General features: G+C 69.4%; 21 protein-coding genes, 1 tRNA gene and 1 pseudogene. 9 read left to right on the top strand and 14 right to left on the bottom strand.

Annotated features, from left to right (window positions below; all coding sequences use genetic code 11):
• Positions 1–4: 4 nt before the first annotated feature.
• The 3 genes from IPJ61_RS15850 to IPJ61_RS15860 are packed head-to-tail and all read right to left on the bottom strand — an operon-like array spanning position 5 to position 2,714.
• The gene (locus IPJ61_RS15850) at positions 5–952 is read right to left on the bottom strand and encodes a nucleotidyltransferase family protein (protein ID WP_297109731.1); all 948 of its coding nucleotides are present in this window, start codon (positions 950–952) and stop codon (positions 5–7) included.
• A gap of 12 nt (positions 953–964) precedes the next feature.
• Entirely contained in the window at positions 965–1,564 is a 600-nt protein-coding gene (locus tag IPJ61_RS15855; RefSeq protein ID WP_297109734.1) for an arsenate reductase/protein-tyrosine-phosphatase family protein, read from the bottom strand.
• 25 nt (positions 1,565–1,589) lie between these two features.
• The gene (locus IPJ61_RS15860) at positions 1,590–2,714 is read right to left on the bottom strand and encodes an acyltransferase family protein (RefSeq protein ID WP_297109736.1); all 1,125 of its coding nucleotides are present in this window, start codon (positions 2,712–2,714) and stop codon (positions 1,590–1,592) included.
• A 250-nt stretch (positions 2,715–2,964) separates the two neighbouring features.
• Here IPJ61_RS15860 and IPJ61_RS15865 point away from each other — a divergent pair, with 250 nt between their 5' ends.
• Both IPJ61_RS15865 and IPJ61_RS15870 read left to right on the top strand, forming a co-directional pair.
• Complete coding sequence (locus IPJ61_RS15865; protein WP_297109739.1) at positions 2,965–3,432, top strand: hypothetical protein; 468 nt, start codon at positions 2,965–2,967, stop codon at positions 3,430–3,432.
• A 282-nt stretch (positions 3,433–3,714) separates the two neighbouring features.
• Positions 3,715–5,223, top strand: coding sequence for a tyrosine-protein kinase domain-containing protein (locus tag IPJ61_RS15870; RefSeq protein WP_297109743.1), 1,509 nt, complete (start codon positions 3,715–3,717; stop codon positions 5,221–5,223).
• A gap of 81 nt (positions 5,224–5,304) precedes the next feature.
• Here the strand turns inward: IPJ61_RS15870 and IPJ61_RS15875 are convergent, their stop codons facing one another.
• Entirely contained in the window at positions 5,305–6,663 is a 1,359-nt protein-coding gene (locus tag IPJ61_RS15875) for a PqqD family peptide modification chaperone (protein ID WP_297109746.1), read from the bottom strand.
• 8 nt (positions 6,664–6,671) lie between these two features.
• The gene (gene meaB / locus IPJ61_RS15880) at positions 6,672–7,691 is read right to left on the bottom strand and encodes a methylmalonyl Co-A mutase-associated GTPase MeaB (RefSeq protein ID WP_297109750.1); all 1,020 of its coding nucleotides are present in this window, start codon (positions 7,689–7,691) and stop codon (positions 6,672–6,674) included.
• Between the two features lie 92 nt (positions 7,692–7,783).
• Between meaB and IPJ61_RS15885 the strand changes: the two genes are divergently transcribed.
• Entirely contained in the window at positions 7,784–8,470 is a 687-nt protein-coding gene (locus IPJ61_RS15885) for a polysaccharide deacetylase family protein (protein WP_297109753.1), read from the top strand.
• A 316-nt stretch (positions 8,471–8,786) separates the two neighbouring features.
• On the opposite strand, the gene IPJ61_RS15890 is transcribed toward IPJ61_RS15885, so the two are convergent.
• The 7 genes and pseudogenes from IPJ61_RS15890 to IPJ61_RS15920 all read right to left on the bottom strand — a co-directional run bounded on the left by IPJ61_RS15890 (position 8,787) and on the right by IPJ61_RS15920 (position 17,537).
• Complete coding sequence (locus IPJ61_RS15890) at positions 8,787–9,191, bottom strand: helix-turn-helix domain-containing protein (protein ID WP_297109756.1); 405 nt, start codon at positions 9,189–9,191, stop codon at positions 8,787–8,789.
• A 122-nt stretch (positions 9,192–9,313) separates the two neighbouring features.
• Positions 9,314–11,493, bottom strand: a pseudogene (scpA, locus tag IPJ61_RS15895) (methylmalonyl-CoA mutase).
• Positions 11,494–11,495: 2 nt separating this feature from the next.
• Positions 11,496–13,364: a methylmalonyl-CoA mutase small subunit gene (gene mutA / locus IPJ61_RS15900; protein WP_297109759.1), complete on the bottom strand. Its 1,869-nt coding sequence runs from the start codon at positions 13,362–13,364 to the stop codon at positions 11,496–11,498.
• 203 nt (positions 13,365–13,567) lie between these two features.
• Entirely contained in the window at positions 13,568–14,458 is an 891-nt protein-coding gene (gene folP, locus IPJ61_RS15905; RefSeq protein ID WP_297109762.1) for a dihydropteroate synthase, read from the bottom strand.
• A gap of 1 nt (position 14,459) precedes the next feature.
• Entirely contained in the window at positions 14,460–14,882 is a 423-nt protein-coding gene (locus tag IPJ61_RS15910; protein WP_297109765.1) for a hypothetical protein, read from the bottom strand.
• A gap of 131 nt (positions 14,883–15,013) precedes the next feature.
• Positions 15,014–15,604 (bottom strand): histidine phosphatase family protein, encoded by a 591-nt coding sequence (locus IPJ61_RS15915; RefSeq protein ID WP_297109768.1) that lies wholly within the window; start codon positions 15,602–15,604, stop codon positions 15,014–15,016.
• Between the two features lie 31 nt (positions 15,605–15,635).
• A complete protein-coding gene (locus IPJ61_RS15920) occupies positions 15,636–17,537 on the bottom strand; it encodes a glycosyltransferase (RefSeq protein WP_297109770.1) in 1,902 nt (633 codons plus the stop codon).
• Positions 17,538–17,633: 96 nt separating this feature from the next.
• On the opposite strand from IPJ61_RS15920, the gene IPJ61_RS15925 reads away from it, so the two are divergent.
• The 3 genes from IPJ61_RS15925 (at position 17,634) to IPJ61_RS15935 (ending at position 19,540) form a co-directional block, all read left to right on the top strand.
• Positions 17,634–17,716 (top strand) — tRNA-Leu (locus tag IPJ61_RS15925).
• A gap of 89 nt (positions 17,717–17,805) precedes the next feature.
• Positions 17,806–18,894 carry a Gfo/Idh/MocA family protein gene (locus tag IPJ61_RS15930; RefSeq protein ID WP_297109773.1) on the top strand — a complete coding sequence of 363 codons (1,089 nt, stop codon included), beginning with the start codon at positions 17,806–17,808 and terminating at the stop codon, positions 18,892–18,894.
• Positions 18,895–18,934: 40 nt separating this feature from the next.
• Positions 18,935–19,540 (top strand): beta/alpha barrel domain-containing protein, encoded by a 606-nt coding sequence (locus IPJ61_RS15935; protein WP_297109775.1) that lies wholly within the window; start codon positions 18,935–18,937, stop codon positions 19,538–19,540.
• A gap of 11 nt (positions 19,541–19,551) precedes the next feature.
• Here the strand turns inward: IPJ61_RS15935 and IPJ61_RS15940 are convergent, their stop codons facing one another.
• The gene (locus IPJ61_RS15940) at positions 19,552–20,577 is read right to left on the bottom strand and encodes a hypothetical protein (protein ID WP_297109778.1); all 1,026 of its coding nucleotides are present in this window, start codon (positions 20,575–20,577) and stop codon (positions 19,552–19,554) included.
• Between the two features lie 119 nt (positions 20,578–20,696).
• Between IPJ61_RS15940 and IPJ61_RS15945 the strand changes: the two genes are divergently transcribed.
• From IPJ61_RS15945 to IPJ61_RS15955, 3 genes are read left to right on the top strand one after another with little or no spacing between them, the layout of a single operon-like run.
• Positions 20,697–21,824 carry an SH3 domain-containing protein gene (locus tag IPJ61_RS15945; protein ID WP_297109782.1) on the top strand — a complete coding sequence of 376 codons (1,128 nt, stop codon included), beginning with the start codon at positions 20,697–20,699 and terminating at the stop codon, positions 21,822–21,824.
• 16 nt (positions 21,825–21,840) lie between these two features.
• Positions 21,841–23,514 carry a glucose-6-phosphate isomerase gene (gene pgi / locus IPJ61_RS15950; RefSeq protein WP_297109786.1) on the top strand — a complete coding sequence of 558 codons (1,674 nt, stop codon included), beginning with the start codon at positions 21,841–21,843 and terminating at the stop codon, positions 23,512–23,514.
• Between the two features lie 14 nt (positions 23,515–23,528).
• Entirely contained in the window at positions 23,529–24,191 is a 663-nt protein-coding gene (locus IPJ61_RS15955; protein ID WP_297109789.1) for a SanA/YdcF family protein, read from the top strand.
• Between the two features lie 62 nt (positions 24,192–24,253).
• On the opposite strand, the gene IPJ61_RS15960 is transcribed toward IPJ61_RS15955, so the two are convergent.
• Entirely contained in the window at positions 24,254–25,921 is a 1,668-nt protein-coding gene (locus tag IPJ61_RS15960; RefSeq protein WP_297109792.1) for a beta-N-acetylhexosaminidase, read from the bottom strand.
• Position 25,922 lies beyond the last annotated feature (1 nt).

Below are 25,922 nucleotides of genomic sequence, written 5' to 3' on the forward strand. Positions count from 1 at the left end.
GGGGCTAGCGCTGGCGGCGGCTCTTCCAGGCCGCCTGGACGACCCGGGGCAGCGCCGCGATGCCCTTGAGCAGGCGTTGGCGGCGCGCGGCGTTGCGCGCCCTCGGGTTCAGGGGGAGTCCCGGACGGATGAGGAGTAGGTCCTCGTCAGTAGGCCATATAGCGCGCCACAACACGGTTGGCTTCTGAGCGAGCGGGGCAGTCCGCAGCGCCTGCACCCACCGATAGGTGCCCATAGTGCTGCCGTCCAGGCCGACCTGGATGCGCCATGCTTCCCGTATCGGACGGCCAGCGGGGACGCTTGGGGGAAGGGCGTCGACGCCGAGGGTAGTGAGAACCGCATCCAAAGGCTCTGCGCTCGCCGTGAGGGCCGCCAGCATCCCGATTGCAGCGTGCTCTGCTGGCGTAAACGGCGCCTCATAGAGCTCGCTCAGTTCTTGTCTGTGCCGGGCGGAGTCCTCGGTGCTGCGCAACGAATGGAGAGCGAGGATCAGCGCGCTGCTCGGACGGTCAGGGCGTAGACAGTCTTGGGCAGCGAAACGTTCGATTTTGGCTCGCGCCCAGAGCGTGTCGAACACGGTGTTTGGATCGGCGAGGAACCCCGGATAGTGGGAGTGCACGTCGATATCGCAGGGCCAGTCGGCATGGATGAAGCTGCGCGAGTGGTTCGGAGCCGCTTTCAGAAGAAACGAGACTCGTCGTTCTTGCCATCCGGCTCCGATGAGGGCTTGACACACCTTCGCGAAGTCCCCCGGTAGCACGAGAATGTCAACATCAGAGGATGCTCGTGGCTGCCTGAGCTGGAGTCGATGAAGTGCTGCGCCCTTAATTAGCAAAGCGCGGGCGCCGACTGAGTGGGCAAGCCTGGCTACCCAAGCGTTTGCAAGGTCGACGCCTTCGCTGGTGCTGAGCCGCACGGATTGCCTGACCATGCGGTTGATACTCTCACACATGAGGTACCTGGGTCAGGTATAGGCCGTCGCCAGATGAAGCACTCGCGAGACCTGGCGAATGGCGGGGAGGAGGTGGGAGGCGGTCAACTCGTAGGTGTCCCAGGAGCGCCGGTACGGATCGATGACGTCATCGTCTTCGGCGTGGCCGGGTGCGGGCGCCATGCCTCGATACGAGGCGACGACATCGCAGGCGGCGCGGAGGCGATCTGATGGATCATTTCCGGCTTCGGCTGCGGCTGTGGCGAGCTCGGCATCGGTGGCCTCGGCCGCGAGGCGGGCGAACTCGCGGATCGTGAACGTCGATCGCATGCGTACCGGAGCCATCTCCAGCACTTGACGCCGATGATCCCGGGCCATCACGAGAATCAGGTCGGGGCTGCGCAGGAGGCCCTCGGTCAGTGCACGCGACCGGTGTGCGACGGCGGCGTCAGGGGACACCCCCTCGCGGGTGGCCAAGCGCTGCGCATCGGTGGTCATCTGGCGTGCGCCGAGGTCGTAGGTCCCCGCGCTGTGGACCCGCCCGGGGAGGCCTGCCAGTTGCTGCGTCAGGAGCAACTCGGCCAGCGGGGACCGGCAGATGTTGCCCGTACACACTGTGAGGATCTCGAACATGCTTCCTCCGATCGTCGACCAGATGCTACCGGGAAGAGGGGACGCGTGGCCGCCGGTGCAGCAGCGTGGCCGGTCGATGCCTGCCGCTCACGACGCCGAGGATGCGCTCCACCGGTCCCGTGCCGATCCAGCGCCACCAGGCCGCGGCGAAGATCCAGCACACGAGGACGAGGCCTACCTGAGCGAGCCACCCGCGGGGTTGCACTCGCCAGAATGCAACGCTTTCGGCCGCAGTCGGCTGTACCGAATAGAGGCCCATGAGGATGACGACATGCAGCACGTAGACGCTCAGGGACATGGTTCCCATCGCCGCAACGGCTCTCGCGGGCGGGACCGTCATACGTAGGACGCGGTCCGGGGCGAGGTCGGTCAATAGTACGATGGCCGCCAGCGCCCCGAGTGCAAGCGGCGCCTCTCGCCACGCCTCGACGTATCCGCCACGGAGGGAGTGACCTGGAAGATCCAGGGCTATCCACAGTTGCACCGCGAGGAAGCCGGCTACAGACACGGCGAGGAGGATGGTCATCGCGCCGCGTTGACGCAGGATGGTGCGTCCGATGACGATGCCGATGAGCGCCAGCGGCAGGAGCGTCAACGCCTGATAGCTGCGGCCGAGAACGATCCAGTCCAACATCGCTCGAACGGCCAGCGGGGAGTTGGGGCTGAGCATTGGGACGCCGTAGATCCGGCACCATGTCACCACGGCGGGTCCCACCACAAGGAAGGCTGTTCCCCAGGCGAGGAGCGGCCGCGTTCGCATGAAGAGGAACGGCAACATGGCGAGCATCGTCACGCCGAGGTGCGGGAGCACGACGGCGACGCCCGAGAACCGGAGATCGAGAAGGAGCCCGATCGCGATGAGGGCGCCGGCTCGGATCGCCGTCTGAACCCGATACCGGCGCTGTCGTGCTGTTGCGGCGCCCGGCGGCGCTGCGGTGACCGCCACCGTCACGCCGATGACGACGGCGAAGAGGGGCGCCGCGACATCGTTGAGCAGCGACTCCACCAGTCCGACCACCCGGGGCGCGGGCCGGAGGAAGGGAGCGGTGTGAGCGATGATCATCGCCGTCACCGCGAACCCGCGCGCGGCGTCGACGGCCAGGTAGCGCGACGCCACCGGGGACTCGTCGCGGGTGACTGAGGAGGTCATGGTGCGTCCCTTGGTCGCGGTTCCTGTCCGCCGCGTTCGCGCGCCGGTGGCTGGCGGCAAAGCCTACGGACGCGCGCGACCATGAGGGCCTCGTCTCACGCGGAGCCCGCGCATCGACCCCCAACTTTGTTGCGGGGCGTTCGTGCTGCTAGGGTTCCAACTGAACGCCATCATGTTACCCCCTGGTGGCAGGCTCGAGCTGGGTCGCGAGACGCGCCAACGTAGATTCGAATTGGGAAGGATATCCGTTATGGATGAGATTCAGGAGAACCTGGAGCCGCAGGGCACCAGCCGTCGTACTGTCATGAAGGGTGCCGCCTGGGCCGCACCGGTCGTTGCTGTCGCAGCCGCCGTTCCGATGGCCGCCGCGAGCGTGGTGGAGCCGGAGGAAGCGGTCGGCGTGTTCGTCGGCGCTGGCAGCCAGGCGAACCTCGCGAATGCCGCGCGGATCACGCTTACTGGTCTGGACGCGAATGGACTGGACGGGTTCTTCCCGGACGGCCAGACCTTCACCGTCGCTTCGACGTTCCCCTGGGATGACATTGTTATCGCCTCGATCACGGGCGGCACCATCTCCGGTGGGATCATCACTCCCAATAGCGGAGCGACGAGTGTCGTTATCCTGTTCCGCTCTGCTACGCCGGGTACCTACACGGTGACGAGCAACGGTCCCGCCGGTGCGGGTGAGTCCGCGACGGGTCGCATGGGCCCCGCCTAGTCTGAACGTAGCTTCGTCTCGTGACGGATAGCTTCACCTGCTGATGCACGGCGACTTTCCATGTTGCGAATGAGGGGGCAGGATCTCTTGATCCTGCCCCCTCATTGCGCGCGAGGTGAGACTTCATGGTGGCGGACCCGACAGGCTTCAGGCCCGCCTCAAGTTGCTGCGCTAGGGCGTGTGTCGGGCAAGGTGCCCGCTCTTGCGCGCTCTGCGCGGTAGCTTCTGGCAATTGGCCGTGCTGATACCAACGAGGGCAATCTGCTCCGAAAAGGGGGAAAGATGGAACTACGCGATTACCTGCGCATTGGGCGCGCCCATTGGCTCGGGATTGTTGCCATCGTTGCGCTGAGTGTTGGCGTTGCGCTGGCGTGGGCGCTCGTTCAGCCGCGTGTCTACACGGCTGACGCCAACGGTATCGTCGTGGCGGCCACGGACTCTCAAGACCGCACCTCCGGCATGGTGGGTAACAGTTTCGCCCTCTCGCGGGTGAAGTCATACGTGGAGCTAGGTAGCTGGCGCTCGGTGGCCGAACACGCCATCGCCGAGCTCGAACTCAAGGACTCCCCTGAAGCTCTCGTGCGGCGGGTGACCGTGACCAACCCTGTCGATACCGTCGTCATCCAGGTCAAGGCGACCGGACCTACCCCGGAGAGCGCCCGAGATCTCGCAGCTGCGTGGGTGCGCGGGATGCAGGTCGAGATCAAGCGAATCGAGACGCCCGCCGACGGTGGAGACCCGCAGATGCGCCTCGACGCCGCTGACTCGGCGCGGTTGCCCTTATCTCCCACGTCGCCGAACACCCGGCTCGCTCTGGCCATCGGTGCGATCATCGGTCTTGCCCTGGGTGCCGCCTATGCGTTCCTGCGCTACACCCTGGACCGCAGGGTCCGGTCTCCTGAGGCCGTGGAGAGCGAGACGGGCCTCACCGTCATCGGCACCATTCCGGACGAGAAGAGCTTTTCTCCGGAGCAGCGGCTGATCCCCTTCAGCGGAACAGGCCGATCCTCGGGCAAGAAGGGCGCCGACCTTCACGTGGTGTCCGAGGCCATGCGCGAGCTGCGCACCAACATCCAGTACCTGGACGTGGACAACCCGCCGCGGGCCTTCGTGGTGACCAGCGCCCTGCCCGGCGAGGGCAAGTCGACCACGGCCGCGAACCTGGCCATCACGCTCTCGGCCAGCGGCCAGCGTGTCGTGCTGATCGACGGCGACCTGCGTCGCCCCATGGTGGCGAAGGTGTTCGGCCTGCCGGGCGAGGTCGGGCTCACCGACGTGCTCGCGGGGCGCGCGGCCATCAAGGATGTCACCCAGCTCGTCGGACCGCACCGGAACCTCGTCGTCGTCGCCGCGGGAAAGCTCCCGCCGAACCCCAGCGAGCTGCTCGGGTCCAAGCGCATGCACGACCTGGTGGAGGACCTCGCCCGCCTCGCCTACGTCATCATCGACGCCCCGCCGCTCATCCCCGTGACGGACGCCGCGGTGCTGAGCCACAACACGGACGGCGCGATCCTGGTGACCACCGTCGGCAAGACCACCATCGACGCGCTGCAGAAGGCGCAGAGCAACCTGGATCGTGCCGGAGGACGCGCGCTCGGCGTGGTCCTCAACCGGGTGCCTCGCAAGGGCGCGGGGTCGGCCTACTACGGCTACCAGTACACCGGCGACTACTACCGTTCCTCCGGCGAGGAGCCCGTCCTTCCCGACGAGCAGCCTCTGCCGACGCCGGCCGCCTCGACGCCCGCCGCGTCGACCCAGGCGCAGCGGGCGCACACGCCCGACGTGTCCTGACCCGCATCTAGGGGAGTCCCCCTCCCGGGTGTGCCGGGCGATCCCCACGGCCTGAGGAGCGGTCGTTCAGGGCCGACGCGGTCAGGGGGCGACGCGCTCGGCGAGGGCCCTCGCCTCCAGCGATTCGAGGAAGGCCCGCACGTCGGTGTCCACCACGTCCGCGTCGACGCCCACCCTCCTGGCCACGGCCTCGACGAGGTGGGTGGCGGTGAGGCCTCGCGAGACGAACAGCACATCCCAGATCGTGGCCGCCGAGCTCTCCATCGCGAAGGGGGTGGGATGCTGCAGGTCGGCCAGGGAGAGTGCGACGAAGCGGCTCCCCTCGCCGGTCACCGCGACGTCGTCGCGGATCCTCCAGGTCGGTTCGGTGACCAGTACCCGCTGCTCGACGAGGGCGTCGACGGCAGACGCGACGGCAGCCCGGACATCGACGCCCTCCGGAACCCCGTAGGCCTCGGCCGCGGCGGCCGTCTGTTCGTCGAGAGAGGCGCCGGAGGCGGTGCGCCACAGCGCCGGGCCGATCCCGGAGACGAGGCGGAAGGTGGAGCCGCCGTCCAACTCGGGCTGGAGGAGCGCGATGCGGTCAGGGTCGTTCAGCGGGACGGCGTCCAGGTGCGCTCCCCGGTACGTCCCGGGCGCGTCGGCGACGCGAGCGGCCGACGTCGTCGGCGCGGCGATCTGCACCGGCAGCGCATCCCGGAACAGCGGCTCGAGCGCCGCCGCGAGGGTACGCGCCTCGCGGTAGACGACCCTCCGCACGCCGCCCACGGCCACCGCGTGAGCGGCGATGGTCCGAAGCGGCGCGGGCATGTCCCCGAGATAACTGGTCTGGGCCACGAGCTCCGGGAGGGCGTCCCCGAGGTCGCAGTCCTCGACGACGGCGGCGTCGGGCCCGTCCGGGCGACGATCCAGCAGCACGATGGCGGCCAGCCGCAGGCGAGCCCCGGGAAGGGGAAGGAGGCCCAGCTCCTCGGGCGGGCACTGCTTCTTCACCCACTTCGAGTCCACGATCACCGACAGCGGCTTCCGGTACGGCACGACGGTTCCGTCCGCCTCGATGCCGACCGTCTCGTCGGAGACATAGCCGTAGGCGGTGGCGAGGGTGCGGGCCGCGGTCGTCTTGCCCTGCCCGGACGGCCCGATCAGCGCGATCACCCGGCCCTCCTCGTCGGCGACGCCGGCGGCATGCATCATCCACAGTTGCCCGCGGCGCGCCTCGATCGCCGCCAGGGTCACCGACTGCGACAGCGAGGAGAGGCTCTCCGCCACCGGCCCCCTCGCCGGCGTGACCGTGAGATGCGCGACCGGGAGGGGATCGCCCAGCTGGGAGGCCGCCCCGGTCCACGCGCGCCTGATCTCCGCGCCGTGCTCGGCGGGCAGGTCGGCGTCGTCGATTCCGACGGCGCACCCCAGGGCGTTGATGAGGGGGAGGTCTGACATGCTCGCTCCTAGTTCGCGGGCTTCGCCCAGTGGAAGGTGGGGGTGGCGTCGGCGAACGCGCGCAGGATCGTCTCCGACCCCTCCATCGCGCTCAGCGACTCGTCGGCCAGCCGGGCCTCCACCGCCCTGACCGTCTCCCGCAGCTGGGGCGCGGTGCGCAGCGTCTCCATCAGCTCGTCGCGGACCAGGTTCCACAGCCAGTCGCGTTGCTGGTTCCTCCGCCGCTCGGAGAGGGTTCCCGTCGCCTCGAGGTCCGCCCGGTGCTTCGTGACGGCGTCCCAGACCTCGTCGAGGCCCTCGCCGGTGTAGCTGGAGCAGGTGAGGACGGGGGCGCGGCGCTTGCTGTTGTCGGAGGTGATGAGCTTCATCGCGATGGCCAGCTCGCGGGCCGCGACCCGGGCGGCCTGGAGGTTGTCGCCGTCGGCCTTCGTGATGCCGATGACGTCGGCCAGCTCGAGGATGCCGCGCTTGATGCCCTGCAGCTGATCGCCGGTGCGGGCCACCTGAAGCATGAGGAACGTGTCCGTCATGCCGTGGACGGCGACCTCCGACTGTCCGACGCCGACCGTCTCGACCAGCACGACATCGAATCCGGCGGCCTCGAGCACCAGCATCGACTCGCGCGTGGCGCGGGCGACGCCGCCCAGGTGCCCCGCGGAGGGGGAGGGGCGGATGAACGCCTGATCGCTCGTGGCCAGCTCGCCCATGCGGGTGCGGTCGCCGAGGATGGAGCCGCCGGTGCGCGACGAACTGGGGTCGACGGCGAGGACGGCGACCCGGTGCCCGCGCTCCTCGATCAGCTTCTGCCCCATGGCGTTGATGAACGTCGACTTGCCCGCCCCGGGGACGCCGGAGATGCCGACGCGGAACGCGTTGCCGGTGCGCGGTGCGAGGAGCTGCAGCAGCTCGTGGGCCTGCTCGCGATGGGCGGGCTTCGTCGACTCCACCAGGGTGATGGCCCGCGCGATGTATCCGCGGTTGCCCGCCTCGATCCCGTCAACCAGTTCCGGCACGCTCAACCTACGCATGCGTCTCACCCTATCGTTCGGGGGCGTGCCCCCTGGCCGCCGGGTCCGTCCGCGGGTAGGTTTCCTGTAACACCACTGGGAGGGGTCTTTTCATGCGCGTGCCACGCTTCGCCGCCGTCTTTCTCTTCGCGTTCAGCCTGGTCGTCGCCTCCGGGGTCGCGACGGCGCCCGCGCAGGCCGCCGGCTACTCGATCAGCCGCGGGCCGAACACGTCGAACAAGGTGATCCTGACGTTCGACGACTGCCCGAAGTCGCTGTCGTCGTTCAAGAAGACCGTCAAGGCGTTCAGCGACATGGGCGTCCGGGTCGCGCTGTTCCCGACGGGCAACTGCATCAAGGCCGGGAAGTTCGACGCGAAGTACGCCCGCAAGATGGGCCACTACGTGTTCAACCACTCGATCACGCACCCGGACCTGCGCACGCTCAGCTACGCGGGCGTCAAGAGGGAGCTCGGCAAGCCGGGCGTCGTCACCACCTACGGCCGCCCGCCGTACGGCGCCTACAACGCGACGACCAAGAGGGCCTATGCCGCGGTGGGCATGAAGATCTGGACCTGGACGGTCGACACCAACGACTGGCGCGGCAAGAGCAGCTCGCAGCTGGTCAGCTACGTCGTGAACAACGCCCGCAAGGGCGACACGGTCCTGATGCACATGCAGTGGAACGGCTTCAACAAGTCGACGGTGAAGAAGATCAAGAGCGGCTTGAGCAAGAAGGGCGTCAAGCTGTGCAAGAACACCGGCACGGTGAAGGCGAAGCCGTCGAAGATCAAGTGCTGATCGTGTGACCGTCGTGCGCAAACGACAGCCTATGGGTCGGGCGTTGTCGTAGCGATCCCTAGAGCCGAGAACCGGGGAACGGTGGGCCGCTTCGATGCCATGGGGTTCGACGGCCTGTCGAGGAAAGTCCCTCACGTTGAAGGTGAGAATCCCGACGGCGCCCGCATGGACCGCGGCTGCGAGCACATGGCGGTCCTTCGGATCGCAGTTCATCTGCTCGATCGCTGAAAGAGCCGTGCTTCGGCGAGCCACAGCAGAGTTGTGGCCAGCCGAATGGGTATGAGGGCGCAGGCGTCGAGCACCAGCGCGGGCGGGCTCACCTCGTGCGCACGATCTGATCGGGCGGGGTGTCGACGCCGATGTCACGCGCAAGAGCCTCGAGCGCGGAGCGCCGTCTTGCCGCGGTTGCCGTGCGGTAACGCGCCAGCTCGGAGGCGGCGATGCGCCGATGAGTTCCCCCGCCTTCAGCGACCAGCTCACCCTTCTCAACGAGTCGAACGACCGTCATGCGGCTGACTCCCAGCAGTTCCGCGACCTCCTGCGTGCTCAACAACTCATCTGCGGGAAGGATGACCGCATCCGGGCTCGACTCGAGAACGTCCACCACGCGGAAGAAGGCTCTGAATGCGGGCGAGGTCTTGCCCGCGTCGTGCATGCCGGCCAGTTCGATGAGCTGGTCACGCAGGCGCTCCGCTTGGTGGTGTGCGATTGCTCCGTGCATGGAGCCATTGTAGTAGAAAACGCCCAAAACGCACAGAGATGGTGCGCCTCCCGCCCCAACGTTAAGAGGGAGGTTTGGTACCAAGCTTGGTACCAAACCTCCCTCTTAGCGATCCGGGGTGGTCAGTCGTCGAGCTGGGCGAGCAGCTTCTCCAGCAGGTCGACGGCGGACTCCGGGATGATCGTGCCGGGCGGGTAGATGGCGTCGGCCCCGTTGGCACGGAGCTCGTCGAAATCCTGCGCCGGGATGACGCCGCCGACGACGATCATCATGTCCTGGCGACCCAGCTTGTCCAGCTCCTTGCGCAGCTCGGGCACCAGGGTGAGGTGGCCGGCCGCGAGGGAGGAGGCGCCCACGACGTGCACGTCGGACTCGACGGCCTGGCGCGCGGCCTCCTCGGGGGTCTGGAACAGGGGGCCTACGTCGACGTCCATGCCGAGGTCGGCGAACGCCGTCGCGATGACCTTCTGGCCGCGGTCGTGGCCGTCCTGGCCCATCTTGGCGATCAGGATGCGGGGACGACGACCCTCGCGGGCCTCGAACTCCTCGACGAGCCGGCGGCGGTCTTGATCGACTCGTTCGAGCCTGCCTCTTGGTTGTACACACCAGAGATGGTACGGATCTGCGCGGTGTAGCGCCCGTAGACCTTCTCCAGCGCGTCGGAGATCTCTCCGCCCGACGCCTTGGCGCGCGCCGCGTCGATGGCCAGCTTCAGCAGGTTGCGGTCCGGATCGGTCGCATCCGGATTCGCCGCGGCCCAGGTGAGGCGCTCCAGCTTCTCCTGGGTGTCGGCCTCGTCGCGCTCGGCGCGCAGGCGCTCGAGCTTCGCGATCTGTGCCTCGCGCACCGCCTTGTTGTCGACCTTCAGCACCTCGAGGGGATCCTCGTTGTCCAGCTGGTACTTGTTGACGCCGAGCACCGGCTGGCGGCCGGAGTCGATGCGGGCCTGCGTGCGGGCCGAGGCCTCCTCGATGCGCATCTTCGGGATGCCCGCCTCGATGGCCTTCGCCATGCCGCCGGCCTGCTCGACCTCCTGGATCAGGCTCCAGGCCTTGTCGGCGAGCTTCTTGGTCAGCGACTCCACGTAGGCCGATCCCGCCCAGGGATCGACGGTGCGGGTCGTGCCCGACTCCTGCTGCAGGAACAGCTGGGTGTTGCGGGCGATGCGGGCCGAGAAGTCCGTCGGCAGCGCGATGGCCTCGTCGAGCGCGTTGGTGTGCAGCGACTGGGTGTGACCCTGCGTCGCTCCCATGGCCTCGATGCAGGTGCGCACCACGTTGTTGTAGACGTCCTGCGCGGTCAGCGACCAGCCGGAGGTCTGCGAGTGCGTGCGCAGGCTCATCGACTTCGGGTTCTTCGGCCCGAACTCCCGCACGAGGCGCGCCCAGAGCAGGCGTGCGGCCCGCATCTTCGCGACCTCCATGTAGAAGTTCATGCCGATCGCCCAGAAGAACGACAGGCGCGGGGCGAACTGGTCGACGTTCAGGCCCACCGACTCGCCCGCGCGGATGTACTCCACGCCGTCGGCCAGGGTGTAGGCCATCTCGATGTCGGCCGTCGCGCCCGCCTCCTGCATGTGGTAGCCGGAGATGGAGATCGAGTTGAACCGGGGCATGTTCGCCGAGGTGAAGGCGAAGATGTCGGCGATGATCTTCATCGACGGCTGCGGCGGGTAGATGTAGGTGTTGCGGACCATGAACTCCTTCAGAATGTCGTTCTGAATGGTCCCGGCGAGCTGCTCGGGCTTGACGCCCTGCTCCTCCGCGGCGACGACGTAGAGCGCGAGCACCGGGAGCACCGCGCCGTTCATCGTCATCGACACCGACATCTGGTCGAGCGGGATGCCGTCGAACAGCTGGCGCATGTCGAGGATCGAGTCGACGGCCACGCCCGCCATGCCGACGTCGCCGGTCACGCGCGGGTGATCCGAGTCGTAGCCGCGGTGGGTCGCGAGGTCGAACGCGATCGACAGGCCCTTCTGGCCGGCGGCCAGGTTGCGGCGGTAGAACGCGTTGGACTCCTCGGCGGTGGAGAAGCCCGCGTACTGGCGGACGGTCCACGGCTGGTTGACGTACATCGTCGAGTACGGGCCGCGCAGGAACGGCGGGATGCCCGGGCGGGTGTTCAGGAAGTCGAGGCCCGCGAGGTCCTTGTCCGTGAACAGCGTCGGGACGAGGATGTGCTCCGGCGTCTGCCACCCGGCGGAATGCCCGACGGCGGCGTTCAGCGCGTCGAACTGCTCGGCGGCGTCGGCCGGGATGCTCGCGCCCAGCGGCACGTCCGTGAAACGGGGGATGGTCATGGTCAGGCTCCCAACTTCTCCAGCGTGGTGGTCAGGAGGTCGACCACGTTCATTCCGTCGAACACGTTGCCGTCGACGGCGGCCTCGCCGCCCTCGCCCAGCTCCGCGATCTGGCCGGCGACGAGCACCTGCTCGGCCCCGGCGGCGCGCAGCGCCTCGGCGACGGCGATGCCCTGGTCGGCGTACACCTTCGCGCTCGAGCACAGCACCGCGACCTTCGCGCCCGCCTCGGTGAGCCGGCGCGCGAAGTCCTCGGGCGTCGTGCCCTCGGCGTTGATGGTCTCGATCCCGCCCACGTGGTACAGGTTCGACGTGAAGCCCTCGCGGCCGCCGAAGTCGCGGCGGGCGCCCAGGCAGGCGAGCAGCACCTTCGGGCCGTTGCCGGCGGCGCGCGCCGCGTCGGAACGGTCGCGGAGGTCCTCGAAGACCTGAGAGTCGCGCCGCAGCGTCAGGCCGCCGTAGGCCGGGGCCTCGGGCCGGGCCTGGCGCGTGGGCAGCGTCTCGGTGTAGTTCGGGAACATCGACACGCCTGTCAGCGGGATCTTGCGCGTGGCGAGACCCTTCGCGCGGGCGGCGTTGACTTCGTCGAGCTGCGCCGCGACGGTGCCGTCGGCCAGAGCAGCGACGAAGCCCTCGGCGTCGAGGCCCTGGAAGACCTCCCACGCCTTCGCGCCCAGCTGCTGGGTCATCGACTCGACGAACCAGGCGCCACCGGCGGGGTCGTTGACGCGGCCGATGTTGGACTCCTCGGCCAGCGCGATCTGCGTGTTGCGCGCGATGCGGCGGGCGAGCTCGTCGGGCAGCCCGATCACGGTGTCGAACGGCAGCACCGTCTGGATCTCCGCGCCGCCGACGGCGGCGGCGAAGCAGGAGATGGTGCCGCGCAGCATGTTGACGTAGGTGTCGTCGCGCGAGAGCTGCCGCTCGGAGGTGACGGCGTGCTGGACGGCGCCGCGCTTGGCCTCGGTGACGCCCAGGACCTCGCCGACGCGCGACCACAGCTCGCGCAGCGCGCGCAGCCGGGAGATGGTGAGGAACTGGTCGGTGCCCGCGCTGACGCGGAACAGGATCTGGCCGAACGCGTCGTCGGGGGTGAGCCCCGCGTCGATCAGCGCCCGCACGTACTCGACGCCGACGGCGATCGCGTACGCGAGCTCGTGGACGTCGCCGGCGCCCGCGTTGTTGTACACCGTGGCGTCGACGACGATCGGGGTGACGTTCGGGTACGGCCTTGCGAGCTCGACGGCCTCGGCGAGGACCGAGAGGTCGGGGGCGGTGCCCGCGAGGGCCGCGGCACCGATGGGATCGACGCCGAGGTTGCCGCCGATGAGGTCCGAGTGGTGCGAGGTCTCGAAGATAGCCGCTAGCGCCTTGGCGGCGTCGAGTTGCTGCGTGCGGCTGGTCAGGAGCACGGGCGCGAGGTCGAACATGACGCCGTCCAGCACCTTCCTGAAGTCGCCGACTGCCACAGCGTCGGGGTCGATCCGCAGGTAGACCGCGGTGCAGCCCCGCTCCAAATCGGCCAGGATGTTGCGCGCCGTCTCCGCCGCGTCGGGGGTCTCGTGCAGCTGCGCAACGTGCCAGGCGTCCATCTCGCCGTCGCGCAGGGTCGTGCCGCGGGTGAAGGGGGCGACGCCGGGGTAGCCGAGCTCCTCCGGGCCGTCCTCGCGGGTGTACAGGGGCTTGATGCTCAGCCCATCGACAGTGGTGCTCGTCAGGCGCTTGTACGCCTGCTCGATGCCCAGTTCCTTGCCTTCGGGGCGCCTGCGGTTGAGGACCTTCAAGACCTCCCTCTCCCAGTCCGCCTGGGAGGGAGTCTCGAAGTCCGCGGCCAGGCTGATGTCGGCCGCACTCGTAGATTGATCGCTCATCGGTCTCCGTCTTTCTTCGGGCTTTCAACCCTGCGACAAACAGTAGTCGAGGGGTGTCCGCCGCGGACCTGGGGGGCGGAATAGCCGACGACACCCTCGGGCGTATTGTTTTCCGGAACCGGAAGAGTCGCCCACCGCTGGTTAAGCCGGTTCCCTCGCGCGAAGCGCCGGGACCGTGTCGAAACCAATGAACGCGCGGCCGATCAGCCAGCCCGACGCCGACCGCGGAGGGAGAGCGACGGCGGACGATCGCCGCGGATGCTTGCCACCATGTCGAGGACGCGCCGGGTCGCGCGCACGTCGTGGGCGCGGAACACCGTCGCTCCCTGCCAGGCCGCGATCGCCGTGGCCGCGAGCGTGCCCTCCAGGCGCTCGTCGATGGGGAGGTCGAGCGTCTCGCCAATGAAGTCCTTGCGGCTGATCGCCTGCAGCACCGGATAGCCGAGCTCGACGACGCGGGCCGTGTGCCGCACGAGCGCCAGCGAATCGAGGGTCGTCTTGCCGAAGTCCAGCGTCGGGTCGACCAGGATGCGCTCGCGAGGCAGGCCGGCGGCCTCTGCGCGCGCGGCGCCGTCGCGGAGGACCCGGAGCACGTCCTCGACCACGGCGTCGTCCGGCCCGTAGTCGACATCGACGGGGTCCGTGCGCGGCGGCAGCCCGCCGGTGTGCGATACGACGTATCCCGCGCCGGTCGCTGCGGCGACGCCGAGGAGCGCGGGGTCGGCGCCCTGCCAGGTGTCGTTGACGAGGTCGACGAGACCCGCGCACGCGTCGGCCACTTCCGCCCGCCAGGTGTCGAGGGAGAGGATCAGGTTCGGCAGCCGCTCGCGCAGCGCGACCAGGACGGGACGAACGCGGTCGATCTCCTCTGCCGTGCCGACCCAGTCGCCCTCCTGCCCCGCGCGCACGCCCCCGACGTCGACGATGCCGACGCCCTCGGCGACCATCTGCACCGCGCGCACCACGGCGGCGTCGCCGTCGGCATGTCGCGCGGGCGCGTAGAACGAGTCCGGCGTGCGGTTGACGATCCCCATCACTGCGGGTCGGGAGGCGTCGAACCGCTGCCCGCGCAGGATCAACGGGGTAGGGGCCACGTTAGGCATCTAGCTCGGGGGAGCCGACGCCTTGGAGATCGATCAAGCGGGCGTTGACGCCGGCGAGGACCTCCGCGGTCTCTGCGTTGAGCGCCTTCATCGCCTTGCGCCGGTGCCCGCCGGTGTTGGAGTGCCAGGCCAGCTCGCCGCGCATGCGCAATGCCTGGGCCTGCCGCCGCCACCCGGCAGGCTCGGCCGAGCCGGGGAACGTCTGCTCGACGGCGTCAGCCGCGGCATCGATGGCCGCGAGCTTCGCGTCGAACCGCAGCTTCGGGTTCTGCGAGTTGGTCGCCTTCTTGAGCTTTTCGATGGCCGAATCGATGCCCTCGGCGATCTGCGGGTTCTCCCGCATCGCCGTCAACAGCGCCAACGACGTCGCGAGGATCCCGCTCGCCGTCTTGATGAATACGCCAACCTTGCCCATGGGACTCAAGTGTATGACCGGGTCAACGCGGCGTTTCTGGAAAACCGGCACGGCCCACCGGGTCGAGGGGCTGCTTGAGCGAGATCCGCTGCGACTCCGTGCAGGGGTTGGCGGCTCAACCCGTGGGGGTGTCAGGTGAGAAAGGTGTCGCCCCAGCGCTCGATCTTCCAGCCCGCAGACATCGAGCCGTTCAGCACGATCCACTGCGTGTTATCCAGGTGCGGCGCGAGACCGAGGCCGATCGACGGGTCCTGCGTGAGGGCCCACACGCGCAGCGCGGCGCCGTGACTGACCAGCGCGACGTGCTCGTCTCCCGCCTGCTCGATCGCCGCGACGGCGTTCGTGAACCGTGTGACGAACTCGCGCGCGGTCTCCCCGCCCTCCAGGCCGACATCGAGGTTCGTCGGCGACCAGGAATGCAGCATCTCGACGTACGGCCGCCAGTTGGTGCTCATCTCCTCGACACCCGCGGCGATCTCCTGGATGCCGTCGACGATCACCGCCTCCACCCCGCGGGCGGCCGCCAACGGCGCCGCGGTCTGCTGCGCGCGCGTCAACGTCGAGCAGTACAGCGCGTCGATCCGCTCGTCGGCCAGGGCCTCGACGAGCGCCTCCGCCTGCGCCAACCCCTTCTCGTTCAGCGGCGCGCCGGGAAAGGCGGTGTCCAACTCCAGATTGACGTTGGACTGAGTCTGGCCGTGACGGATGAGCAGGAGACGCATGTCGGCCACCCTATCGCCCGCCCGGGTCGGCTCAACCAGCGGTGATCAGGCCGGTGGAGGTGAGGATCGGCTCGGTCTGGCCGCCGGAGTGGGTGATGGTGGCGCCGTCATCGTGGACCGTGAGCTGCGTGCGGTGGTGGCGCAAGGCGGCGGCGACCCGAGGAAGGGAATCCTCCAAGTCGTACCAACGCGTGGCCAGCTCCCGATGGGCGGTGAGCGCCGCGAACGGCAGCCCGAGTTCTTCAGCCGCGGCCTTCGCGACCTCGTGCATCCGTACATGGTCGGGATGTCCGTACCCGCCGTCGTCGTCGTAGCTCACCACCAACGAGGCACCCGTCGCGCGTAGGAACGCGACGGTGTCCGCGACGGCCTCCGCGACGTCGGCCTTGCAGAACGCATCCGGTGCGGAGTCCTCGGCAGGACCGGCGACCGTGGGGGTCACCCACGCCATGCCCGAGTCTCGGTATCGTCGCGGCTCTCCGCCCGCGCGGGCGGGCGCGGCGCCCAAGTAGGCATGGCGGCGGACGCCGAGTTCGGCCAGCGCACCCGCCAACTCCGCCTCGCGGCGGATCTCCAGCTCGGGAGTGCCCTCCAGCGCGGATAGTGGGCCGGGCACCACACCGCCCATCTCGCCGCGCGTCGCCGTCAACACCGTGACCTCGATGCCCTCATCGGTCCAATGGGCGATCAGCGCGCCGGAGGCCAGCGTCTCGTCGTCGGGATGCGCGTGCAGGACGGCGATGACCCTCCCCGCCGCGACCGCCTTCCGGTACGCGGCGAGCGTCTGCTCCGCCGCTCGCGCCCAGGTCATCTCCTCCGCGCGCCGTCGGCCCGTCACGCCCATCTCCGCGCGGCGCCCGGGATCGCCCAGCAGCGATCCCAGCGCCTCGGACCAGTCGCTCGGCTCGTGTGTGGGCACGAGCAGGCCGGTGTGCGTGTTGCAGATCGCTTCCGTCAGGCCACCAGCGGCTGCGGCCAGCACCGGGACTCCCGACGCGGAAGCCTCCAACGCGATTAGGCCGAAGGTCTCCGAGTAAGAAGGCACGAGCACGACACTCGCGTGTCGCAGCAGCCGCGCAAGGCCTTCGCGGTCCTGGCCGGGGAGGAAGGCTACCCGCGTCCCCTTCGATGCCGCGAGGCTGTGGAGGTCGGCCTCGTAGCCGGCGAGATCGGCAGGTGCCTGACCCACGAGCACGAGGTCCGGCCGCCCGCCCTCCGGTAGCCCGGCGACGGCGGCGATCGCCAGATCCGGCGCCTTCAGCGGTTGGAGGCGTGCGGCGAAGAGAACGTAGCCGGGGCGGACACCGTCGGGTGCCCAGGCCTCGCCCGGAGCTGCGGGGCGGAACAGCTCGATGTCGACCCCGGGGCGTACGACGAGGACTCGCTCGGGATCGGCCTGGCACCGGCCGATCACCACGGCGGCCTCGTGCCGCGACACCGTGATGACGAGGTCGGACTCGGTGGCGCAGGTGATCTCACCCGCGAGCCGCGCCGGTGACTCGGGCGGCTCGCCGTCGCGCAGCGACGAGTTCGGATGTGCGGCGACGGAGTGGAAGGTCATGAGGTGCGGGATGCCCGCGGCGCGGGCAAGGGGCAGCGCGGCCACTCCCGACATCCAGTGGTGCGAATGAACGACGTCGAACCCGTCCAGCGAGCCGAGGCCGGCGCGGAACTCGTCGATGTGCTGGTCGATCTCGCCCTTCGGCAGCGGCGTCGCCGGTCCCGCCGAGACGTAGTGGATGAGTGTCCCGTCGTCGAGCACCTCGGAGTCAGGAAGGGAGGGGGAGGAGCGCCGCGTGAAGAACTCGACGTCGACTCCCTTCGCGCGCAGCGCCCGTCCCAGCGCCCGGATGAGAACGTTCATGCCGCCGGCGTCGGCGGTGCCCGCCCGTTCGCCGGGGGAGGTATGAAGACAGATGAAGGCCACGCGCATGGCATGACGCTACATCCGAACGATGGGGTCCCTGAGGGCTTTTGGCTCACCGCTGAACTCGATGCTAGTGTTCCTACTCGGGCCGCGAGGCCCACTGCGCGCGTGGCGGAATGGCAGACGCGCTGGCTTCAGGTGCCAGTGCCCGCAAGGGCGTGGAGGTTCAACTCCTCTCGCGCGCACAGTTTGACCCCAGCTGAAACGGACGAGAACCGGGACAGCTGGGGTTTCGTCGTTTATCCGGTCCTGAGCGCGGCAATGGAGGCAGAGGATGGTGCACCGCATCGGCGTGGTCGGCGGGGGATGGCGGGCGCAGTTCTTCCTGCGGCTGGCCTCAACCCTGAAGGAGACCTTCGACCTCGTCGGCGTGAGCGTGCGCCGTCCCGAGGCGCGCGAGCGGCTGACCGCGGCCTACGGCGCCCCCGCCTATGCGACGCCCGCGGAGCTGGTGCGAGGGGCCGCGCCCGACTTCGTCGTCGTGTCGGTGTCTGCCGAGAGCAACGCCGACGTCACGGCGGAGGTCGTAGCCGCGGGCGCGAAGGTCCTCGCCGAGACGCCGCCGGCGCCGACGATGGACGGGATGCGACGCATGTGGGCCCGCCTCGACGCGCCGGAACAGGTGCAGGTCGCCGAGCAGTACCTGCTCATGCCCGGCCACGCGGCGCGCCTGGCGGCCGTTCGACGCGGGGTGATCGGCGAGCCGACCTCCGTGCACGTGTCCTCCACGCACGGCTATCACGCGGTCTCCCTCATCAGGGGTCTGCTGGGCCTCGGCGAGGAGCCCGCGGTCGTCCGCGCCACGCGTCATGAGGCGCCTCTCGTCGACCCCTTGAGCCGGGCGGGCTGGACCGACGACCAGCAGCCGCACCCGGCTGCGACCACGATCGCCACGCTGGACTTCGGCGACCGGCTCGGCGTCTACGACTTCACCGACAACCAGTGGCACAACCGCCTCCGGCACCGGCGCATCCTCATCCGCGGCACGCGGGGTGAGATCGAGAACGACTCCGTACTCCGGATGACCGGCCCGCGGCGGATCGTCACGTCACCGCTGGTGCGCTCGCACTTGGGCCATGACCTCAACCTCGACGGCTTCGAGACCGAGGGCATCCACCTGGATGGCGAGTTCCTGTTCGAGAACCCGTTCCTCGGACACCGCCTGATGGACGAGGAGATCGCCATGGCGGCGCTCATGGCCGCCACCGGGGAGTGGGCGGCCGGCCGGGCGCCCGCGCCCTATCCCTTGCGAGAGGCCATGCACGACGCCGCGCTCGGACTCGCCATCGAGGAGGCGGCCGAGACCGGAACGACGGTGGACACCCGCGACGCGCGCTGGCAGTGGGAGGGCGCCGTCGGCTGAGCCTCGGCAGCCTGCCCGGAGCATCGGTATCATGCCAACCGTGTCCGATCAGTTGTGTCCCTCCGGCGTCTTCGTGAGCCTTCCCGATGCCCCGCTCGACGACCACGTCGGCGTCGTCGAGGTGCTGATCCAGCAAGGCCTTACCGGCTTCGCGCTGCCCGTGTCCTGCGAGGCCTTCCCTGACCTGATCCTCATCTTCGGGGCGCGGGCCGTCTTCGGTGCCACGCGGGTGGCCGACGCCGACGGCGCGCGGCTCGCCGCGCAACGGGGTGCCCGGTTCGTGCTCGCCGATGTCGCCTCCGCGGAGGTCGCCGTCGCCGCCAAGGAGGTGGGCCTCCCGTGCCACGGCTCCGCCATGACCCCCACAGAGGTCCGCGCGGCGCTCGCGCTGCCCGACGGCCGGGCCCTGCTCTACCCCGCGGACGTCACGGGGCACTCCATGGCCTCACGGCTGGCGGAGCTGGGCCTCATCGACCGGGTCATCGCGCTCGGCGGCATCGGGGCGTACGCGGCGGGCGAATGGTTGAAGGCGGGTGCCCAGGCGGTGGGCGTCGAGGCGACGCTGCTCGGGGACGCATACTCGGGCGGGTCGCTCGGGCAACTCCGCGACCGCTGCGCATCGTTCGTGGCGGTCAACAAGAAGTGAGGCCTGTGCGGTCAGTCCTCGGGCGGTAGTCCGTGGCGGCCGATCTGAGCCTCCGGCTCGTCATCGAACACGCCGAGCCCCGCGGAATCGTCGTCGATGACGGGCCGCTCCCGGATCCGAGCGCGGACGATGACCGCGGCCGCCGCGCCGACGACCAGCGTGCCGACCGCGCCCAACGCCAGCAGGTACCACCCGAGCGAGCCGTCGTTCGCGCCGGGTGCTTCGATAGGAGCAGCCGACGGCGATGGGCTGGGTGCCGGCGCCGACGGTGAAGGCTCCTCGGACTCGGGACTGGGGGACGGGGAGACCTCCTCGGCGGGATCGGTCGGTTCCGGCGCCACGTCGGTGAACTCGATCTCGATCCTCACGTTCGTCGAAGCGGCCGCGAGGGCGTCGGTGCCGCGGAACGCGAGCCTGAGGATCAACGCGCCGTCGGGCTGGGCCTCGGGGATCGCGTAGAACGTCTCGAAGTGGCCGTTGCTGTTGGTGAGCGTGTACGACTCCTCCGCCTCGCCGCCGTCGTCGTAGAGGGCGATCCCGGCGCGCGCCACCGCCTTGCCGTCCTCGGTGCGCAGGGAGCCGGCAAGGGTGATGACCTCGCCATTGGTCGCCGCCTTGGGGGCCTCGGCGCGGAGCCGCAGCACGCGCGGTTGTCGCTCGGGCTCGGGCTCGGCCTCGACCTCGAACTGGTAGTCGGCGCGGGCGGGTTCAGCGGTTTCGTTGCCGGCGAAGTGCAGCTCGACGCGATGCGTTCCAGGGTCTAGCTGATCCGGGATACGGAGGCTGAGGGCGTAGGTGCCGCCGTTGCCCGTGTTCCCGCTGGCGACCTCGTCGCCGTCGAGGAAGAGGAGCAGCGGCTCGCCGGGGAGCGGGGCGCCGTCACTGGACAGCTGGCCGCGCGCCGTGACCTTTCCGTTGTCGCGGGAGAATGTGGCGTCCAGGTCTGATCCCGCAGCCCGCGCAGTGAGGGGGCCGATGAGGAAAAACAACGCGCCGAGGACAGCCGCGAACGCGGTTCGTGCCGTAGTCACCTCCATGAGCCCTCCCGATCCTCGCTGCTTCCGAAGCGAACAGTAACGGACGCGTTCGTGCCCGAGGCTTGAGAACGTCGAACCCGAGGCTTAAGCTGAGATGAGAATTTCTCAGGAAAGGGGTCGTGGTGGTCTCAGCCCGACGCGCAGCCGAGGTGGAAGAGGACGCCGTCGTCGAGCTGCCCACGCACACGAGCCCCCGCAGAGGCGACCCACAGGCGGCCCGTCCCCGCGCCGTCCGACTGGTGTTGGCACCGCTGGCCGCCCTTACCGTCGTCGGGCTCATCGTCGGCGGCGCGCTGCTCCCGTTGGGCAAGGGGAGCGTCGAACGGGCCGATCCCGACGTCGTCGTCATCCCGGTCACCACGTTCACCCCCGAGCGGCTGCTCAGGCCCTCGCGGTCGGAGACACAGACGCAGCCGCCGCTGGCCGCCGCGACTCCCGTAGAGCCGCAGCCGTCGACACCCACGCTCCCGGCGGCGCCGGAGCCCACGGCCTCGGCGACGCCGTCGGCGAAGAAGGCCGAGCCGAAGCAAGGGAAGGTCTCGAAGGCCTCACGGGACGAGGCCCGCGCCGCAAGGGCGAAGGCGAAGGATGAGAAGAGGAAGGCGGCGCTCGCCGGCTATGCGAAGCTGGGCGAGACCGACGGCAAGCTGTACGCCAAGAGTGCCGTCAACGTGCGCCGCGGTCCTGGGCCGCAGCACGACGTGCGCACCACTGTCGGCCAGGGCGAGACCGTCGTCATCACCGAGCGCGTCATCGATGGCTGGCGTCAGGTGGTCTGGAACGATCGCGCCGGATGGGTCAAGGCGAGCTTCCTGACCGACACGAAGCCGAAGCCCGAACGGCGCACGGACCGCGCGTCCCGCAAGGGCTCGAAGGACTCCGGCTTCTCGTCGGCCACCTGCCCCAAGGCGGGCGGCTTGGAGAAGAACCTCACCTCCCGCACCGCGGCGGTGCTGCGCGCGGTGTGCGCGAAGTTCCCGGCCGTGCGGAGTTACGGCGGCTACCGCCCAGGCGACAGCGGATACCACGGCTCTGGACGCGCGATCGACATCATGATCTCGGGCGAGGCCGGCTGGGAGATAGCCCGGTGGGCGCGCGCGAACGCCGGCTCGCTCGGCGTGGTCGAGGTCATCTATGAGCAGAAGATCTGGACGACACAGCGGTCCGGTGACGGCTGGCGCTCGATGTCGGACCGCGGCGGCGCGACCGCCAATCATTACGACCATGTGCACCTGAGCGTCCGGTAGTAATTAGGCTGTGGCCATGACTACACCGGTTGATGCCACCACCACCGCTGCCTGGGCCGACCTGCACACGCTCAAGGACGCCCTCGCGCCCGATCTCCGGGCCTGGTTCGCCGCCGACCCGCGCCGCGCCGAGGAGTTCACCTTCGACCTTGCAGACCTCCGCGTCGACCTCTCCAAGAACCTCATCACCGAGGACATCGTCGCCGCGCTGCTGCGGCTCGCCGACCAGGTGGACCTGCCGGGACGCCGGACCGCGATGTTCGGCGGCGAGCACATCAACGTGACCGAGGACCGCGCCGTGCTGCACACCGCGCTGCGCCTGCCCCGCGACGCCGAGCTCGTCGTCGACGGCCAGGACGTCGTCGCCGACGTGCACGAGGTGCTCGACAAGATGTACGCCTTCGCCGAGAAGGTCCGCTCGGGCGAGTGGGTCGGCGTCACCGGCAAGCGCATCGAGACGGTGGTCAACATCGGCATCGGCGGCTCGGACCTCGGACCGGTCATGGTCTACGAGGCGCTGGTCCCGTACGTGCAGGAGGGGCTGACCTGCCGCTTCGTCTCCAACATCGACCCGGCCGACTGCGCGGAGAAGGTCGCCGACCTCGACCCCGAGACCACGCTGTTCATCGTCGCCTCCAAGACGTTCACCACGCTCGAGACTCTGACCAACGCCCGCATGGCGCGCGACTGGTTCCTGAGCACGCTGATCGACGGCGACGTCATCGACGACACCGACGAGGCCCGCCGCGGCGCGATCGCCAAGCACTTCGTCGCGGTGTCGACGGCGCTGGACAAGGTCGCCGAGTTCGGCATCGACCCGGTCAACGCTTTCGGTTTCTGGAACTGGGTCGGTGGGCGCTACTCCGTCGACTCCGCCGTCGGGCTCCCTGTCGTCATCGCCATCGGACCGGACGGCTTCCACGACTTCCTCGCAGGCTTCCACGCCGTCGATCAGCACTTCCTGAACGAGGCACCGGAACGCAACGTCCCGCTGCTGATGGGTCTGCTCAACGTCTGGTACGTCAACTTCTTCGGCGCCCACAGTCACGCCGTCCTGCCCTACGCGCAGTACCTGCATCGCTTCGCTGCCTACCTGCAGCAGCTGACCATGGAGTCCAACGGCAAGTCCGTACGCTGGGACGGCACGCCGGTCACGAGCGACACCGGCGAGATCTTCTGGGGCGAGCCCGGCACCAACGGCCAGCACGCGTTCTACCAGCTGATCCACCAGGGCACGCGGCTCATCCCCGCCGACTTCATCGCGGTCGCCAACCCCGCGCACCCGACAAAGGACGGCGACGCGGACGTCCACGGCCTCTTCCTCGCGAACTTCTTCGCGCAGACCGCCGCGCTGGCGTTCGGCAAGACCGCCGACGAGGTGCGTGCCGAGGGAACGCCGGAGGCCATCGTCCCGGCGCGCGTCTTCGCGGGGAACAAGCCGACGACGTCGATCATGGCGCCTGCGCTGACGCCGTCGGTCGTCGGCCAGCTGATCGCGCTGTACGAACACATCACGTTCGTTCAGGGCATCGTCTGGGGCATCGACTCGTTCGACCAGTGGGGTGTCGAGCTGGGCAAGAAGCTCGCTATGGAGATCGCGCCTGCGGTCTTCGGTGACGCCGAGGCCCTCGACCGCCAGGACGGATCGACCAAGTCGCTCGTGAGCTGGTACCTGGCCCACCGCGACTGAGTCCCATGGCGGTCATGCGCAGACCGACCTGGATGACCGTGCTCGTCGCCGCGGGCGTCGGGGTCCTCGTCGGGCTGATTGCCGTCGGGGTATCCGCGGCGCGGGTGGCCTCGCTGGCTGCCGGGAGGGTGTACGCGCCCGACGACGTTCCCGAGCGCGGCGTCGGGCTGGTGCTCGGGGCGCGCACGCACGCCGACCGACCGTCGGCCTTCCTCGCCGCGCGGCTTGACGTCGCCGCCGACCTCTTCGAACGGGGCAAGGTGAGCGTCCTTCTGGTCAGCGGAGACGACCTCGCGAGGTCCAACCACGAGACGACGATGATGCGCCGATACCTCGAGGACCGCGGAGTCCCGCCGGAGCGCATCTTCGAGGACGAGGCGGGCTTCGACACCTACGACTCCTGCGTTCGCGCCCGCGACGTCTTCGGCGTCGACGAGCTGACGATCGTCACCCAGGACTACCACCTGGCCAGGGCCATCGCGATCTGCCGTCAGGTCGGCGTCGACGCCGTCGGGGTGCCCGACGAGTCGATGCGGTCCCGCTACCCCGCGGTCTGGGCGAAGGGCAAGGGTCGCGAATGGGCGGCCAACCTCAAGATGGAGTGGGACGTCGCCACGTCCCGAAAGCCTCAATCGGACCCATTCGACCCCGCCCTCCTCGCCGCTTTGGACGCATAGCCGCTTCGAACCGCCGTGGCCACCTCTTTCGGCCGCGAAAGAGCAGGAGGTCAGGCTGGCTTCTAGCGCTCCCCATCAGGAGCGGGGACCAGGTTGCCCAACTCGTCGAACCGCTGCGGATAGCCGGGAATGCGCGGGCGCCGGTGCCACGGCTTGGGGCCGTCGAGCGGCCGATACTCGACCCCGACGGCGTCCAACCGGGTCAGGTGCGTGTCGAGACGAGCGCGGAAGTCGTTCCAGTCGCGATCCTCCCTTGCCGTCCAGACGACCTCGGCGAAGGCGCAGAGGCGCGGGTACGTGGCGTAGTCGGTATGCCGGGGATCGGCGAGCTGCTCGCGCCACACCTGGGCCTGCGCGCCGAGCACCCTGCCCGCGCCGGGCTCGGCAGCCGCCTCCGCGGTCTCGTCGGTGACGGGCTCGAACTGGTAGACGTCCTCGACGGTGTGCACCGTCCCGACGGGCGTTGGCTCGTCGGGCCCGGGCGCGGCCCGGTGATCCAGGAACACCTGATGCTCGGGGCACGCGACGATGTCGTGACCGTCGCGCATGGCGTCGAGCCCGCCGCGGTAGCCTCGCCAGGAGTTGACGATGATGTCGCGCGGTACGCGCGCCCCACCCACCTCGTCCCAGACGCTGGCCCGCCGCCCGTTGACGCGCAGGTGATCGGCCAGCACCGCGGAGAACCAGGGGAGCAGTTCGTCGACGCCGTCAAGCCCCAGCTCCTCCGCTTGGCGCACGATCCGGTCGTTCTTGGCCCACTGCTCGGTGTCGACCTCGTCGCCGCCGAGGCAGATGACCGGGGAGTCGAAGATCTCCATCAGCTCGTCCAGCACGGTCTTGTAGAAGTCCAGCACGTACTCGGAGGTGTCCAGCGCGTTCTGATTCAGCCCCCAGCGGGTCCAGACCGGGAGGTCGAGGTTGGCGGCCGACAACTCCCGGTATGCGGCCATCGCCGCCTGGGAGTGTCCGGGGACGTCGATCTCCGGCACGATCGTGACGCCCCGCGTGCGCGCGAAGGCGACGATCTCACGGAGGTCGTCCTGCGTGTAGAACCCGCCGTGCGGCTGCCCGTCGTACAGGGTGGACCGCGACGAGCCCACCTGCGACTCCGTGCGCCACGACCCGACCTCGGTCAGGCGCGGATAGGCGCGCACCTCCATCCTCCACCCCTGATCGTCGGTCAGGTGCAGCTGCAGGACGTTGAGCTTGTGCATCGAGGCGACGTCGATGAACCGCATCACCTGATCCTTCGGCAGGAAGTTGCGCGCGACGTCGAGCAGCACGCCCCGGTGCCCGAACCGGGGCGCGTCCTCGACAGTGACCTCGGGAACCGTCACCGGAGCGCCGAGCGGCGCGTTCCTGAAGGCCGGCGTTCCGATCAGCTGTTGCAGCGTGCGCAGCGCGTTCACCGCGCCCACCACGTTCGATGCCGAGATCTCCACCTGCCCGGCCCCCTCGGCCGGAGAACGCCAAGGGGAGGGGGAGACCCGAAGGCGGTAGGCGTCGGCCGGTAGCTCGGGATCGCGGCCGATGGTGAGGTCGGCGCCGTCGACCGCCCTACCGGGGACCAGCCCGAGACGGCTCGACAGGATGTCGACGGCCAGCGGCCACGCGCCGGCCAGTCGCCCGTCGATGTCGATGGCGATCGGGTCGGGCAGGATGAAGGACCGCTCGCCCGGCAGGACCGTTGTCGGCGCGGGAACCAGGTCGAAGGACGGGAGGGAAGACACG

The organism is Tessaracoccus sp. (genome assembly GCF_016714275.1).
GTDB lineage: Bacteria > Actinomycetota > Actinomycetes > Propionibacteriales > Propionibacteriaceae > Arachnia.

Bases quoted from the DNA above. Each gene is read 5' to 3' on its own strand.
- IPJ61_RS15850 (WP_297109731.1), bottom strand. From the start codon at position 952: ATGTGTGAGAGTATCAACCGCATGGTCAGGCAATCCGTGCGGCTCAGC.
- IPJ61_RS15855 (WP_297109734.1), bottom strand. From the start codon at position 1,564: ATGTTCGAGATCCTCACAGTGTGTACGGGCAACATCTGCCGGTCCCCG.
- IPJ61_RS15860 (WP_297109736.1), bottom strand. From the start codon at position 2,714: ATGACCTCCTCAGTCACCCGCGACGAGTCCCCGGTGGCGTCGCGCTAC.
- IPJ61_RS15865 (WP_297109739.1), top strand. From the start codon at position 2,965: ATGGATGAGATTCAGGAGAACCTGGAGCCGCAGGGCACCAGCCGTCGT.
- IPJ61_RS15870 (WP_297109743.1), top strand. From the start codon at position 3,715: ATGGAACTACGCGATTACCTGCGCATTGGGCGCGCCCATTGGCTCGGG.
- IPJ61_RS15875 (WP_297109746.1), bottom strand. From the start codon at position 6,663: ATGTCAGACCTCCCCCTCATCAACGCCCTGGGGTGCGCCGTCGGAATC.
- meaB (WP_297109750.1), bottom strand. From the start codon at position 7,691: ATGCGTAGGTTGAGCGTGCCGGAACTGGTTGACGGGATCGAGGCGGGC.
- IPJ61_RS15885 (WP_297109753.1), top strand. From the start codon at position 7,784: ATGCGCGTGCCACGCTTCGCCGCCGTCTTTCTCTTCGCGTTCAGCCTG.
- IPJ61_RS15890 (WP_297109756.1), bottom strand. From the start codon at position 9,191: ATGCACGGAGCAATCGCACACCACCAAGCGGAGCGCCTGCGTGACCAG.
- mutA (WP_297109759.1), bottom strand. From the start codon at position 13,364: ATGAGCGATCAATCTACGAGTGCGGCCGACATCAGCCTGGCCGCGGAC.
- IPJ61_RS15910 (WP_297109765.1), bottom strand. From the start codon at position 14,882: ATGGGCAAGGTTGGCGTATTCATCAAGACGGCGAGCGGGATCCTCGCG.
- IPJ61_RS15915 (WP_297109768.1), bottom strand. From the start codon at position 15,604: ATGCGTCTCCTGCTCATCCGTCACGGCCAGACTCAGTCCAACGTCAAT.
- IPJ61_RS15920 (WP_297109770.1), bottom strand. From the start codon at position 17,537: ATGCGCGTGGCCTTCATCTGTCTTCATACCTCCCCCGGCGAACGGGCG.
- IPJ61_RS15930 (WP_297109773.1), top strand. From the start codon at position 17,806: ATGGTGCACCGCATCGGCGTGGTCGGCGGGGGATGGCGGGCGCAGTTC.
- IPJ61_RS15940 (WP_297109778.1), bottom strand. From the start codon at position 20,577: ATGGAGGTGACTACGGCACGAACCGCGTTCGCGGCTGTCCTCGGCGCG.
- pgi (WP_297109786.1), top strand. From the start codon at position 21,841: ATGACTACACCGGTTGATGCCACCACCACCGCTGCCTGGGCCGACCTG.
- IPJ61_RS15955 (WP_297109789.1), top strand. From the start codon at position 23,529: ATGCGCAGACCGACCTGGATGACCGTGCTCGTCGCCGCGGGCGTCGGG.